This is a genomic window from Mycobacterium sp. 1081908.1 (genome assembly GCF_001673535.1).
Taxonomy (GTDB): Bacteria; Actinomycetota; Actinomycetes; order Mycobacteriales; family Mycobacteriaceae; genus Mycobacterium.
Genome location: NZ_LZLY01000159.1, coordinates 13234 through 28757 on the forward strand (window position 1 = coordinate 13234; position 15524 = coordinate 28757).

At 65.2% G+C, this 15524-nt stretch carries 7 protein-coding genes; 1 reads left to right on the forward strand and 6 read right to left on the reverse strand.

Annotated features, from left to right (window positions below; translation table 11 throughout):
* Positions 1-34: 34 nt before the first annotated feature.
* The 4 genes from A5655_RS25960 to A5655_RS25975 all read right to left on the reverse strand — a co-directional run bounded on the left by A5655_RS25960 (position 35) and on the right by A5655_RS25975 (position 11989).
* Complete coding sequence (locus A5655_RS25960) at positions 35-2920, reverse strand: RND family transporter (protein WP_067015689.1); 2886 nt, start codon at positions 2918-2920, stop codon at positions 35-37.
* Positions 2917-9990: a non-ribosomal peptide synthetase gene (locus tag A5655_RS25965; protein WP_067015692.1), complete on the reverse strand. Its 7074-nt coding sequence runs from the start codon at positions 9988-9990 to the stop codon at positions 2917-2919. Before A5655_RS25965 ends, A5655_RS25960 begins: the two co-directional genes overlap by 4 nt.
* A gap of 71 nt (positions 9991-10061) precedes the next feature.
* Positions 10062-10451, reverse strand: coding sequence for an acyl carrier protein (locus A5655_RS25970; RefSeq protein ID WP_067015696.1), 390 nt, complete (start codon positions 10449-10451; stop codon positions 10062-10064).
* Positions 10448-11989 (reverse strand): AMP-binding protein, encoded by a 1542-nt coding sequence (locus tag A5655_RS25975; protein WP_067015699.1) that lies wholly within the window; start codon positions 11987-11989, stop codon positions 10448-10450. Before A5655_RS25975 ends, A5655_RS25970 begins: the two co-directional genes overlap by 4 nt.
* Before the next feature lie 534 nt (positions 11990-12523).
* Here A5655_RS25975 and A5655_RS25980 point away from each other — a divergent pair.
* The gene (locus A5655_RS25980; protein WP_082978897.1) at positions 12524-13270 is read left to right on the forward strand and encodes a methyltransferase domain-containing protein; all 747 of its coding nucleotides are present in this window, start codon (positions 12524-12526) and stop codon (positions 13268-13270) included.
* A gap of 32 nt (positions 13271-13302) precedes the next feature.
* Here the strand turns inward: A5655_RS25980 and A5655_RS25985 are convergent, their stop codons facing one another.
* Entirely contained in the window at positions 13303-13737 is a 435-nt protein-coding gene (locus A5655_RS25985; protein ID WP_067015702.1) for a DUF4383 domain-containing protein, read from the reverse strand.
* Positions 13738-13833: 96 nt separating this feature from the next.
* The gene (locus A5655_RS25990) at positions 13834-15390 is read right to left on the reverse strand and encodes a succinic semialdehyde dehydrogenase (RefSeq protein ID WP_067015704.1); all 1557 of its coding nucleotides are present in this window, start codon (positions 15388-15390) and stop codon (positions 13834-13836) included.
* Positions 15391-15524 lie beyond the last annotated feature (134 nt).

The window sequence follows — 15524 nt, forward strand, 5'->3', positions numbered from 1 at the left end:
AAGAAATCCTTGGCGCGCCGTCTTCGTCGACGCGTCACTCGGGGCCGAGGGAGTCCTGAACGTGAAGAGATTCACGTGACGACCCTCGCGGCGTCCCCGAGGGCCGAACGAGGGTGCTGGCGACGCGGTGGCGCACCCGTTGCGGCCACCAGAACCAGCGTCCGAGCAGCGCCGCGATGGAGGGCATCATGAACGCGCGCACAATCAGCGTGTCGAAGAGCAAACCCAGACCGATCGTGCTTCCCACCTGCCCGATGACGCGCAGATCGCTGACCACCATCGACGCCAGCGTGAACGCGAAAACCAACCCCGCGGACGTCACGACCTTCCCGGTGCCACCCATCGCGCGAATGATGCCGGTGTTGATCCCCGCGCCCATCTCCTCTTTGAAACGGGAGACCAGCAGCAGGTTGTAGTCAGACCCGACCGCCAAAAGGATGATTACCGACATCGCGAGCACCATCCAATGCAGATGGATCCCGAGCAGATGTTGCCAGACGAGCACCGAGAGCCCGAAGGACGCGCCCAACGAAAGCGCAACCGTGCTCACGATCACCAGTGCGGCAACGAAACTCCGCGTCATGATCAGCATGATGACGAAAATGAGGCAGAGCGACGCTATCCCGGCGATGAACAGGTCGTATTTCGAGCCGTCCTGCATGTCCTTGAAGGTCGCGGCGGTCCCGGCCAGGTAGATCCTGGCGTCCTCCAGCGGAGTTCCCTTGAGCGACTCCTCGGCCGCGGTCTTTATCGGGTCGATGCTCGAGATGCCCTCGGCCGTCGCGGGATCGCCGCGATGGGAAATGATGAAGCGGACAGCCTTCCCGTCCGGGGAGAAGAAGTATCTCGTAATCCGTTGGAAGTCAGCGTTCTTGAACACCTCCGGAGGCAGGTAGAAGGAGTCGTCGTTTTTGGCGTTGTCGAAGGCCTTGCCCATGGCCATGGCGTCCGAACTCATCTCGTCCATCTGGCTGTAGATGCCGGACATGGTGCTGTGCATGTCCAGCAGCATGGTCCGCATGCTCTGCATCGTCGCGATCATCGGCGGGAACTGCGCGATCATCTGCGGCAACAGCAGGTCCAATTTGTCCATGTCTCCGACCAGCAGGTGCAGCTGCCCGCTCACTTGGTCGACACCGTCCAGCGCGTCGAACATCGATCGCAGCGACCAGCAGATCGGAATGCCGTAGCAGTGTCTTTCCCAGTGGAAGTAGCTTCGGATGGGCCGCCAGAAATCGTCGAAATCGGCGATGCGGTCCCGAAGTTCGTCGGTGATCGCCGTCATTCCTTTGGTCTCACCGACCAGGCGATGAGTGGTGTCGGTGAGCTGTTGCATCAGGCCGTACATGCGATTTATCGTGGCAACGGTCGAGCTGAGCGCGTCCGCCTGCTTCAGCATGTCGTCGATGCTGGCTTTTTGGAATTTCATGGTCTGTATCTGGGCGGCGCTCTGCATGCTCATCATGAACGGTATGGAAGTGTGCTCGATCGGCGTGCCCTCGGGCCGGGTTATCGCGACCACTCTGGAGATGCCCGGAACCCGAAACACACCCTTGGCCAACTTGTCGAGGATGAGGAGGTCGGTCGTATTCCGCATGTCGCGGTTCGCCTCGATGAGCAGGACTTCCGGCATCATTCGCGCCGGTGAAAAATGCCGCTCCGCGGCGGCGTATCCCAGGTTTGCGGGGATATTGTTGGGCACATACAGGCGGTCGTCGTAGCTTGGTTTGTAACCCGGCAGCGTCAACAGTCCGATCAGGGCGATCGCGCAGGTCGTGACGAGAACGGGTAAGGGCCAGCGCACGATTACCGTGCCGGCCCTTCGCCATCCGCGAACCCCGATCTTCCGCCTGGGATCGAACAAGCCGAAGCCGCTGCCGACGCTGAGGACGGCCGGGATCAGCGTGAGCGCGACGACGACCGTGACCAGCATGCCGACCGCGCACGGCGCGCCGAGCGTGCGGAAATACGGCATCCGGGTAAAGCTGAGACAGAAGACCGCGCCGGCGATGGTCAGACCGGAGCCCAGGACGACCTTGGCGACCCCACGAAAAGTGGTGTAGTAGGCCAATTCCCGGTCCTCACCAGCCTGACGCGCCTCTTGATACCGGCCGAAGAAGAAGATGCCGTAGTCGGTTCCCGCGGCGATCCCAAGGGATACCAGCAGATTGATCGCGAAGGTCGACAGTCCGACGATGTGGTGGTCACCGAGAAACGCGACGATTCCTCGGGACGCCGCTAATCCGATCCCAACCATGACCAACAGCAGAATCACCGTGGCGACCGAACGATAGACGAGAAGCAACATCGTGAAGATCACCACGACCGTCAACACGGTGATTTTGAGGATCGACTCGTTGCCGGCCCGGTTCGTGTCCGCGACGAGTGGTGCGGGCCCGGTGAGATAGGCCTTGACGCCCGGGGGTGGCGGAGTGCGATTCACCATGTTTCGGACCGCTTCCACGGATTCGTCCGCCAGCGGCGTCCCCTGGTTACCCGCGAGGCTCAATTGGACGTACGCGGCCTTGCCGTCGGGGCTTTGCGCGCCCGCCGCGGTGAGCGGATCGCCCCAGAAATTGTGGACGTGCTGCACATGCTTCGTATCGGTTTCCAGCCGACGGATCAGACGTTCGTAGTACTTGTGCGCGTCGTCCCCGAGAGGCTCGTCACCCTCGAGGATGATCAAAGCGAAACTGTCGGAATCGGATTCCTTGAAGTCCTTACCCATGCGCGTTATCGCCTGTACCGATGGCGCATCCTTGGGGCTCATCGGAACGGAGCGCTGTTCCGCGACGCTCTCCAGCGATGGAACACCGAAACTCACGACGAGGGCGATCGCCACCCACCCGAGGATGATGGGCACCGACAATCGGCGAACCATCCGCGCTGCGAACGGTGTCTTGGGAACTTCGGTACTCATAGCCAACCGAGCTCGCGGTCGAGTATCTGGCCGATTGCGGCGATCGGCTCGGGCATATCCATGTCAGAGTGCCGGCTCTCGATCTTGTGCGCGGACACGGTTCCGCTCAAGTAGGGCGCCCATGCCGCGACGCATTGATCGGCGGATCTGGGCTCGTTGATCGTCGGTATGAACAGCAGCGAACGGCCTTCGTAGATGGGCGACACGAAGTCATTGAGGAGCTCGACGCTGTTCTTGGTCAACGCAATCACGGTGTCCGCCAACGACTTGTATTCGGCGTCGTCGATCGAGATGCCGTAGCGCTCGTGTGCCCACGTCTTGATCACGCTGCGCGTGTCGCTCTCCGAGAAGTGCGTCAGTAGCAGGGGATCGTCCTCATACCGTGGAACGCTGGCGATCAGTCCCAAGAGCGCTACTTCATGTTTGCGGTTCCGCAGCTCCGTGGCCATGGCGTGGGCCACGACTCCGCCGAAGGACCAACCCAGCAGGAAGAAGGGTCCCTCGGGCTGGATGGCCAATATCTGCTCGATGTAGTCGTCCACCATCGCGGGTATCGACGTGGCGAACGGGGTGGTGCCGTCGACGCCGCGGGCCTGAATCCCGTAGATCGGCCTGTCCTGAACGTGTTTGACGAGCCCGCGGTAACCCCACGCGACGCCACCCGCCGGGTGAATGCACCACACGGGGGGCTTGGTTCCGCCCAGGCGAAGCGGCAAAACCGTCGCGAAGGGATCGACGAGCTCGGATTCGGGTTCTCGTGCGAGCCATTCGGCGAGTTGGGTGACGGTGGGGGCGTCGAAGATGGCGCGGATGGGGACTTCGGTGCTCAGTTCGGTGCGGATGCGTGCGACGAGTCGGGTGGCGGTCAGGGAGTGTCCGCCGAGGGTGAAGAAGTCGTCGTCGATGCCGACGCGGGGGACTTGGAGGACTTCGGCGAAGAGGGCGGCCAGCACGCCTTCGCGGGGGTTGCGGGGGGCGCGGTAGGTCGTGGTGCTGGCGAATTCTGGTGCCGGTAGGGCGCGGCGGTCGAGTTTGCCGTGCATGGTCAGGGGCAGGGCGTCGAGGATCATGATGGCGGCGGGGACCATGAATTCGGGCAGTTGGGTGGCGGCGTGGCGGCGCAGTTCGGCGGCTAACTCCGCACCGCCCGTGGCCTTGGTGGTGGGGACGATGTAGCCGATGAGTTGGGTGTCGGTGTTGGTGGTGTGGGTGGTGACGATGGCGTGGGCGACGTGGGGGTGGGTGGCCAGGGCGGCTTCGATTTCGCCTGGCTCGACGCGGAATCCGCGGATTTTGACTTGGTGGTCGGCGCGCCCGACGTAGTCGAGGGTGCCCTCGGGGTTCCATCGGCCGATGTCGCCGGTGCGGTACATGCGGGTGCCGGGTGGGCCGAAGGGGCAGGCCACGAACCGTGCGGCGGTCAGTGCGGGCCGGCCTCGGTATCCTCGGCCCACACCGGCGCCGGCGACATACAACTCACCGAGCACCCCCACCGGCGCCGGACACAACCCGGCATCGAGCACAAACACCCGCATATTGCCCAACGGCACACCAATCGGCACCGACGCGCCGCCGAATCGGTCCGCCGCGGGAACGGAATACGTTGTCGCGCAAACGGTGATCTCGGTCGGTCCGTAGGCGTTGATCAGCGCCAGCCGGGGATGCGCGGTCCGGAACCGGTTGACCGCCGCGGCCGACAGCGCGCCGCCGCCCGTTTCCAGTAGCTTCAGCCGATCGAGGCAGCCCGGATCCTCCTCCGCCAATTGGTGGAACAGTGAGGTCGGCACGAACATCGACGTCACGCCGCGTTCCGCGACGAGCCGCCGGAGCGCCGAGACGTCCGTTCGGCCCGCCGACACCACCAACGTGCCGCCCCTGAACAGCGCCGGCCAAATCTCACACGCCGAGCTGTCGAATCCCGGCGACATGATCATCGACATCCGGTCGCGCGCACGTTCTTCCGGCCAGTGCTGCAGCGCCATGTTGACGACCCCGTGATGGGTGATGGCGACGGCTTTTGGTCGTCCGGTCGAACCGGAGGTGTACATGATGTAGGCGAGGTTGTCGGGCCTCGGCGGGTGGTTCGCGGCGGCGCCCGCAGTGATGTCGATGTCGGTGGTGTCGAGAATCAGGTCCGGAAGTTGGTTGGGCGGCAATGTTTCGGCGGTCGGGGTGTCGGTGATCAGCAGTCGGGGGGCGGCATCGGCGAGCATGTAGGCGGTGCGCTCGCTGGGGTAGCCGGGGTCGATGGGCAGGTAGGCGCCGGCGGATTTGGCGATGGCCAGCAGCGCGGTGACCAGGCGGGCGGAGCGGGGCAGCGCGACGGCCACGATGGTTTCCGGACCCACGCCGTAGGTCGTGAGCCCGCCGGCGAGATATGTTGCACGCGTATTGAGTTGGTGGTAGGTGAGGGTTTCGTCGTCGTCTTCCACCGCGACGGCATCCGGTGTGCGGGCGGCCTGCGCGGCGAACAGCTCCGGGACGGTGCCCTGCGGAATCGGCGTAGTGGTGTCGTTCCACTGGACCAGCACCCGCTCGCGTTCGGCGGGATCGATGATCTCGATCAAATCGATCCGCCGCCCCGGATCGGCGACGACAGCCTCGAGGATCCGTAGGTAATGCTTGGCGAACGCCCCGACGGTGTGGTGATCGAACAGGTCGGTGGCGTATTCGATGTTGCCCGCGAGTGTTTGTCGCTGGCCGGGTACCGACGGAACCTCGAAGAGATTGACGGACAGGTCGAATTTCGCGGTGTGGGTGGGCACCGGCAGGACGTCGACGCCCAGTCCGGGGAAGTCGACGCTGGGAAGCGCGATGTTCTGCAGCGCGAACGACACCTGAAACACCGGATGGCTGGCCGTGGAGCGGGGCACGTTGAGCGAATCCACGAGCCGTTCGAACGGGGCGTCCTGGTTTTCGTAGGCGGCGAGCGCCTTGCCGCCTATCTGCTCGAGGAGTGCGCTGAACCGGGGATTGCCCGACGTGTCCACGCGCAGGACCCAGGTGTTCACGAAGAACCCGATCAGGTCGGCCAGCGCCTGGTCGGTGCGTCCGGCGATCGGTCCACCGATCGTCAGGTCGTCACCGGCGCCGAGCTTGCGGAGCAGGACGGCCAACGCCGCTTGCAGAACCATCGACGTCGTTGTTCCGGTTTCCCTGGCACGTTGCTCCACCATTTCCAGCAGCGGCGCGTCGATCGCGAGCGGAACGAGCTCACCGCGAAACGACCGCTGCGGCGGGCGGGGCCGGTCGAACGGCAATGAAATCTGTTCTGGCGCACCCGATAGCTCGCTGCGCCAGTAGGCCAACTGCCGGGACATGACGCCGTCGGGATCGTCATCGCGGCCGAGGATCTCTCGCTGCCACAGGGTGTAGTCCGCGTACTGCACCGGCAACGGTGACCAGGTCGGCGGATGGCCCGCACGCCGCGCCGCGTAGGCCGTGGCCAAATCCCGCGCAAGCGGCGCCAGCGATGCCCCGTCCCCGGCGATGTGGTGGATCACCAACACCAGCACGTGCTCGGTCGCCGAAACCCGCAGCAGGTCGGCCCGCAAGGGGATCTGCGTCGCCAGGTCGAACGGGTACTCGGCGGCCGCGGCCGCCGCTGCGGCCAACTTCCCGCCGGACACGTCCGTCGCCACCACCGGCGCACCGACCGCCTCGGCCGGCAAAATCTGTTGCCACGGTGTGCCGTCCTCCTCGGCGAACACGGTGCGCAGAGTCTCGTGGCGGGCCACGACATCGCCGACGGCCGCGGTCAACGCCGCCGAATCCAGGCTGCCCGTCAACCGAATCGCCAACGGGATGTTGTAGGTCGGCGACGGACCCTCGTATTTGTAGATGAACCAGAGTCGAGTCTGCGCGAAGGACAACGGCATTCGCGGCGGCCGCTGTCGCGGCATCAGGGGCGCCCGCACCCGGTCGTCGGCATGCGCGGTGAGCCATTCGGCGAGTTGGGTGACGGTGGGGGCGTCGAAGATGGCGCGGATGGGGACTTCGGTGCTCAGTTCGGTGCGGATGCGTGCGACGAGTCGGGTGGCGGTCAGGGAGTGTCCGCCGAGGGTGAAGAAGTCGTCGTCGATGCCGACGCGGGGGACTTGGAGGACTTCGGCGAAGAGGGCGGCCAGCACGCCTTCGCGGGGGTTGCGGGGGGCGCGGTAGGTCGTGGTGCTGGCGAATTCTGGTGCCGGTAGGGCGCGGCGGTCGAGTTTGCCGTGCATGGTCAGGGGCAGGGCGTCGAGGATCATGATGGCGGCGGGGACCATGAATTCGGGCAGTTGGGTGGCGGCGTGGCGGCGCAGTTCGGCGGCTAACTCCGCACCGCCCGTGGCCTTGGTGGTGGGGACGATGTAGCCGATGAGTTGGGTGTCGGTGTTGGTGGTGTGGGTGGTGACGATGGCGTGGGCGACGTGGGGGTGGGTGGCCAGGGCGGCTTCGATTTCGCCTGGCTCGACGCGGAATCCGCGGATTTTGACTTGGTGGTCGGCGCGCCCGACGTAGTCGAGGGTGCCCTCGGGGTTCCATCGGCCGATGTCGCCGGTGCGGTACATGCGGGTGCCGGGTGGGCCGAAGGGGCAGGCCACGAACCGTGCGGCGGTCAGTGCGGGCCGGCCTCGGTATCCTCGGCCCACACCGGCGCCGGCGACATACAACTCACCGAGCACCCCCACCGGCGCCGGACACAACCCGGCATCGAGCACAAACACCCGCATATTGCCCAACGGCACACCAATCGGGGACGGATTGCGTCCGGCATGCTCGCGGGTCAGCTCCAAATGCGTGAGATGCACCGTGGTTTCGGTGGTGCCGTACATGTTGATCAAGGCCGGCGCGTGCGCGCGCTCATCCGGGTACCAGCCGCGCAGGCGCGACGTGTCCAGTGCCTCCCCGGCGAACACCACCATCCGCAACGCGGAATCGATTGCGCTAGAGGGAGAGTCGCGCTCCGCCCGCATCAGCTCGTAAAACGCCGACGGCGTCTGGCTGAGGACCGTGACGCGCTTGCGAAGCAGCAGCTGCCACATGTCCAGCGGCGAACGCACCGTGTCCCACGGCACCACCACGACGCGCGCACCGTGCAACAGCGCTCCCCACAATTCCCAAACCGAGACATCGAAGGCCGGTGAATGACACCACGCCCACACGTCCCGATGGGTAAAACCGCACCAGCGCACGAGGCCCGCGAACAACGCCACCAGATTGAGGTGGGTGATCGCGACCGCCTTTGGTCGTCCGGTCGATCCGGAGGTGTACATGATGTAGGCGAGGTTGTCTGGTTTCGCTGGGTGGGCCGGGGCAGCGGTGGGGGCGGTCCCGTGGTCGGAGGTGCCGAGGATCAGGACTGGAAATCCGGTGGCGGGCAGTGTTTCGGCGGTCCGAGTGTCGGTGATCAGCAGTAGGGGAGCGGCGTCGCTGAGCATGTAGGTGGTCCGCTCGCTCGGGTAGTTCGGGTCGATCGGCATAAAGGCCGCACCGGTTTTGGTGATGGCCAGCAGCGCGGTGACCAGGCGGGCGGAGCGGGGCAGCGCGACGGCGACGATGGCCTCCGGTTCGGCCCCGTACGCCATCAACCAGGCCGCGAGATGTGTTGCACGCGTGTCGAGGTGGCGGTAGGTGAGTGTTTCGTCGCCGTCTTCGACCGCGATGGCCTCGGGGGTGCGGGCGGCCTGCGCGGCGAACAGTTCCGGGACGGTGCCCTGCGGTATCGGCGTGGCGGTGTCATTCCACTCGAACAGCACCCGCTCGCGCTCGCCCGGATCGATGGTCTCGATCAAATCGATCCGCCGCTGCGGATCAGCGATGACGGCGCGCAAAAAGGCGGTCAGGTGTTCGGCCAAGCGGACCAGATCCGCGTGCGTGTAAAGCAGCCCATTCGCGTCGATTTGGATGTGGATGTCGGCTGGTTTCGCGTCGTCGGCCTGGCGCGCATCGTAATAGCCGGAGATCAACAGATCATCGCAGGCTCCGAAAGATGCGCCCCGAAACACCGCAGGACTCTCCGCGAATTGCAGATTGCCAAAGTACGGCATGATGTTGACGACGGGCCCCAGCCGGTGTTTCTGGTTCTTGAGCAGTCCGATCTCGCGCTGGATCTCGGAAATCTGATACCGGGCGTGCGTGAGCACTGTTCTGATCTCTTGATCGAGCGATCTCGCAAAATCCGCGAACCCGGTACCCGGTGCCACGTTGACCCGCACCGGAACGACGTTGGAAAGCATGCACGGCGTACTCCATGCGATGCCCAACCTGTTAGCGACCGCCAAACGAATCGAGAACTCCGACGTCGACGACGCCCGGCTCAAGCACCCGGACAGCGCCGCGGTCAAAAAGCGAGGCAGTGACAGGCCGGCACGCGCTGCCGCCGCCTTCACGCGGACCGCGTCGTTCCCCGCGAGTGCCACGTTTTGGTGCAAGGTCGCCGGTTGCGGCAATGCCGGGCGATCGGAGATGGCCAGCGGTTCCGGCCATCCCCGCGTGTAATCCGCCCAGAAGTGCCCATCGGCAAGATAGCTATCGGAACCCCGATAACCCAGGTCCTCGGCGGTGACCGCCTCGGGACTGCAAAACTTGGATCGGGAAGGGCGGACGCCAAACTTCAACGCCGTGTAGACCTCTGACATGCGACGTACCGCGACCAGGAGCCCGAACCCATCGCAGACGATGTGGTGCACGACAACGAACAGCGAGTATCGGCGCTCGGCGAGCTTGATCAGGCCGGCTCGGCACAGGATGTCGCGTCTCAAGTCGAACGCTCGGCACGTTATTTCCGAAATTATCTCCCGGCCAACCGATTCCGGGTTTTCGGTATGACTGACGTCGAAGAAATCCGGTTCCCAGGCCGCCGAGTCGAGCACCGTCTGGTACAGGCCCCGGTCGTCTTCGGAAAACGCGACACGCAGGGTCTCGGCCTCCCAGCACACCTGCCGCAATGCCGCGGCCATCGTGGGGTGATCCACCGGACCGTCGATGTCGAGATGACAAGAAATGTTGTTGGGCAAATGTGGAACTAATCTCTGGGCAAACCACAAAGCCTCCTGCGCAGACGAGATGTCAATGCGACGATTCGACATCACTACCTCCCTGCATCAGACGCTGGCGTCGCCAAGAACAGAAATAGCGCCAGAAACCCCGGAGATTTGGCTTAGGAAATTGGCAACCGGTATACGCCGTCGTCCTGGAGCTTGGGCAATATGAGGTCGGCGAGTTCGGCGATGGTGAGTTCCGCAAACACCGCCACCGCTCCGACATCCAGCGCGACGTCGAGCGTGCGTTCCACCTCGAGCAGGAGCTCCACCCTGGACGCCGACTCTAGGCCGAGATCCAGAGCGAGGTTGGTATCGCCATCGAGTTCAGGCTCAGAAGACGATCTGCGGATAGCACGCACGGCGCGGATGATCACGGCCACCACGCGCTCGTGGGTCAGTGGCTTGCTTCGCGCGGGCATTCCGTTGTGAAGCTTGGCCTTCGGGCCGGGACTGCCGTCATTGATCTCGAATTCGTCGTCGCGTGATGCGCTGGCGAAATACGTCATGTGCTCACCCCCATGAGATCGGCGGCAATTCGGCGTCTGCGCAATTTGCCGCTGGTTGTCTTGCTTAGCCCGTTCTGGGGGACGAATCTGACGCCGGTCAGGGGCAGACTCGCTTCTCTGGCAGCTCGCAACAACTCGCGACGAACGGCGGCCGCGGCCGCGTCATCGCCGACAGCCGAATCGTTTTCGATCACCACGACCATTTGAGTCACCGCGTCGGAGTCGATTCCGACCACCGCGACGCGTCCCGTTTTGCCGAATCCACTCCGGACCACGAAGTCTTCCACCTCGCTGGGTAGGAAGTCCTCGCCCGCGACGCGAACGACTTCGGCGGCTCTGCCCGTGAAGACGAATTCACCGTCAGCCATAAACCCGAGGTCCCCCGTCCGCACCGGGGCGGAAGCGGGAATCACGTCGCCGTCGAACGGGCCCGAGCAGCGAGACGGTGATCGCACCACCACATCGCCGATAACGCGTTCGCCTACCGGATATCCCCCGACCTCGATCCACACCTCGGCACCCGCAACGGGCGGCCCCAAAGACATCAGCTCCGTGGGACGCCCGTCGCTCCGATCCGAGATTTCCGGGCCGTTGACGGTGCGCCAGTGCCGATCTCCGGGAGTGCAGGTGACCATCAGCGTCGCGTCGGCCAGGCCGTAACACGGCCGCACCACACCTTGGCGGCATCGGGCCGTTGACTCGAAGGCGGCTAACACCCTGGGACGCACGACGTCTGCGCCGATCAGCACGGCGCGCAACGACTCCAGGCTCAGGCCGCGGGACGCCAGCGCTTTGGTTGCGACGTGCATTCCGGCGGGAATGACGGGCCAGAACCCCACTCGGTGCGTTGCCATCTGTTCGACCCACTGGGCCGGCGCCGTCAGGAACTCCTCCGGGCTCCACAACACCAGCGGGCAGCCAAGCCGTAAGGCCTGCAACGTGCTAACCAGACCCATGTCGTGCGACAGGGGCAGCCACGATCCCACCACGTCGTCCGGCTCGGCCGCGGAGGCATCCGCCAGGATGTTCAGTTGGGCCCGGATGGCACGGTGCGAAATCCGTAGCGGGCGAGGGCTGCCGACACTGCCTGAACTGAACTGCAAAAAAGCGGTGTCCTGGTGAGCGGGATCGGGCGCGGAGTGCCCACCCGCCCGATGCCACGTCCCCTGCCGGTAGACGAATCGGGCGTTGACCCTTTCGGCAACGTCAATAATGCGTTCCCGCAGCGACGTTGGGGATCCGTAGGATCTGGATCCCGGCAGCACCAAGGGCACGCCGCCGGCGAGCGCCACCGCGAAAAGCCCGCTCAGCACGTCCTGCGGTTGCTCGGCCAGGATGGGTACGACGGTTCCCGTGAGATCTGGAGCCGTTGCCGAAGCCGCTCGACCCGCGCCGACGATCTCCCTCGGGTCCAGCCTCGAGCCCGCACGAATGATCGGTGCCGCCGTCGACCTGCCTTCGATCCGGTGGCACAGGTCAAGCCATACCGAACCGACGGAAGTGTCGGCGGAAGACGGCTCTGCGAAGCGGGATTTCATCTCCCCACCTCGCATGACCGCTGCCGCGAAACCATGCCTCTATGACCGAGTCACATGAGAACCGGTTCACCATTGTCCAGGCGCGGGGGATCTGGATCCCGCGGTTCACGCAATCGCCCTGGATGACTTCCCAGCAAAATGCGCGTGTGTTCGGTGCAGCGCGTCGTTTCCCCACGATTCGATGCAGACACGATAAGTCCCCCCTGTCTGGAACACTCGCATCAGTGGATTCAGGCTACCGGCTCCGACGGTTTAGCGGAACCACCATTTTCATTTTCATTTGGAGCGCTGTCGGCCGATTCGCTCGTCAAAGGCGCGCTACTTTTGCTCGCGTCGCCGACCGGTTGGCGCGAGGGGTCCTTGAGTAGACACGCAACGACGGCCGATCCGGTTCGAATCGTGGTTAACGCAGGCGCACAGCAGAATTAGACAGTCGAGCAATTCGGTGCGCACGCGTAGGCTGCCGAGTGAGTGCGGAGTCCGGGCCGCTGGTCGGTCACCACGGGGAATAGGAAATCGGTTGGAGGAATCCATGTGACTGATTTGAATTCCACGTTGCCGCCCGCATTGCTCAGGGCGATCGAGATGCTTACCGATGCACCACGCGAACCGGACGTCACCAAGGGCTACCTCGATCTGTTGGGCGCCGGTTCGGTTGACGACTCCTCAGTGCCGAAGAGCACTGGGCCGATGCAGGCGCTGTGGGCCTCGTCGGTCGCGGCGATGATCTACGACCACGTCCAGGCGGTGCTGCGCAAGCTGCTCACCGCGTTCCAGTCCCCGGTCGAGTGGGCGAATTTCCGGCCGGGCGGGATCATCCTCGATGTCGGCTGCGGGCCCGCCAGCCTCACGGCGTCCCTGGCGCGTGCCGCGGGCCCGGACGGACTGGTGCTGGGCATCGATCGGTCCGACGCGATGTTGGCGCGCGCGGTCCGCGTCGCGTCGGGTCCGCAGATCGGCTTCCTGCGCGCGGACGCCCAGCGGCTTCCGCTGCTCGATGAAACGGTCGATGCGGTGGTCTCGGTCGGCGTCCTGCAATTCATGCCGGACCCCGCGGCGGCGCTGGCCGAGATGGCGCGAGTGCTGCGACCGGGCGGCCGGCTGGCCGTGGTGGTACCCATCGTCCGTCATGCGGGCCGGTTTTGGCGGAAGCTACCAAGCCTCGATCCCTATGTGTTCGACGTCGACGAGGTCGCCAATGTCTTGGCCGGCCACGGATTGGTCGGCGTGCGAACCAAGAACTTCGGGTCGATCCAGTGGGTGTGCGGCGAACGCGGGTAGGGACGCCGCGGGTCAGCCGCAAACCGATTGGGCTAGCGCGTCTTTCGAAGGTCGACGAGCGAGTTTCGAAGCCCACCGTCCAACCGAATCTGAACGGCCGCCACCGCCAGCATCACCGCCGCGGTCACCAAGTGCACCACCGCGTCGGTGGTGTTGTTGGGGAACGTGAAAACCACGGCGACCTGATGCGAGAAGAACGCCCAAATGCCCGGCAGCGCACCGGCTATCGCGGCGAGTAGGAGATACAGCACGGCCCACGACTTGCGCAGCGCGAACACCAGCCCGGGACCGAATAAGGCGAGGCCGGCGACGGCGTGCCAGCCGTTGTAGTCCATTCCGAGCAGCTGGACGGTCGGCGCACCCGGCCCGGTCGCGAAGCTGGGCTCCATGATGAAGCCGACCACCGCCTGAATCACGTGCAGAACACAGATGATCAGCAGCCCGATCTGGGCGAAACTCCACCTCACGTTGCACCTCCTTGTGCACGGTGGGATAGCCCAGATACTACGCCCGGTAGTAGATAGTGGCAATGGGTCCGGCTTCAGCCGCCGAAGGCGGCGCCCTCACTTCCTGCCGGGAAGCTTCATCATCGTGCGCACGACGGGCACCAGCGACTTCTGCCACAGGGTCGACGGAATGCCAAGGGGCGGATCGAGATTGAACACGCGCGCGGCCGCGATCGTCTGCGATTCGGTGTACTTCAGCAGGCCCTCGGGACCGTGCCGGCGCCCCACGCCCGACTGGCCCATTCCGCCCATCGGCGCGCCGAGGCTGCCCCACGCGAACGCGTAACCCTCGTCGACGTTCACCGTTCCCGACCGCAACCGGGCGGCGATCTCCTGGCCCTCGGCGGTGGAGCCGGCCCACACGCTGGCGTTGAGTCCGTACTCGGTGTCGTTGGCCTTCTCGACGGCCTCGTCCACGTCGGCGACCGGGTAGATCGAAACCAGCGGCCCGAACGTCTCGTTGGCCGCGCACTCCATCTCCGGCGTGACGTCGGTGAGCACCGTCGGCTCGTAGAACAGCGGCCCGATCTCGGGGCGGGCTTTGCCGCCCGCGACCACTTTGGCGCCCTTGGCCTTTGCATCGTCAACGTGATCGCTCACGGTGTCCAGCTGGCTCGGCGAAATCAGGCTGCCCATGTCGACCGAGAAGTCATAAGCCGTGCCCAGCTTCATGTTTCGCACCGCCGCGGCGAACTTGCTGGTGAACTCGTCGGCGACGTCCTTCTCAACGTAGATCCGCTCGATCGAGATGCACAGCTGGCCCGCGTTGGAGAAGCACGCGCGGGTGGCCGCCTTGGCCGCCTTGTCGAGGTTGGCGCCGCGCGTGACGATCATCGCGTTCTTGCCACCGAGTTCGGCCGAGAAGCCGATGAGCCGGCGGCCCGCGTGTTCGGCGAGTTGGCGGCCGGTGGCGGTCGAGCCGGTGAACATCAGGTAGTCGCAGTTCTCGATGATCGCGGTGCCGACCACCGAGCCCGGGCCGGGCACGATCGCGTACAGCGCCCGAGGCAGCCCGGCCCGGTACAACAGTTCGGCACAGGCCAGCGCGCAGTACGGCGTCTGGCTGTCGGGCTTGAGCACGACCGCGTTACCCGCCACCAGCGCGGGCACCGAGTCGGACGCGGTGAGCGTCATCGGGTAGTTCCACGGCGAGATCACGCCGACCACGCCCTTGGGCTGGTAGACCACCGTGGTCTTGCCGACCGCCGGGAGCAGCGCCTGCACCTTGCGCGGCTTCAGCAGGCCGGCGGCCACGTTCACGTAATAGTTGGCGTTCGCCATCAGATCGACGATTTCCTCCTGCGCGGCCCATCGGGCCTTGCCCGCCTCGGCCTGCAGGAGATCCATCAGGAACTGGCGGTTCTCGACGACCAGGTCGCGATAGCGGCGGATGACCTCCACCCGCTCGTCAACCGGACGCTTCGCCCAGCCGATCTGCGCCGCGCGGGCCTCGGCGAACGCGGCTTCGACGTCGGCGGCCGTGCCGATCGGGACGGTAGTCAGCGGTTTACCGGTGAAAACCTCGTCGATCGTCTTGGTCTCGCGTGCGGTGATGTCCTTGATCGCGACCAGCTGGCGCAAACGGTCGAAGACCTCGGCTGACGGTGCGGGCATATCGGTACCTCCCCAAGAAGCGCAGGCGCCCAAAGCCCCAGCCTATGCCTGGCCCGCCCGGGTCGGTAACGGTTGGGGCACGGTCCGGTCGCCCCGCGGCACGTCACGCGGCACCGCGGCCGCGGTACTTGAGA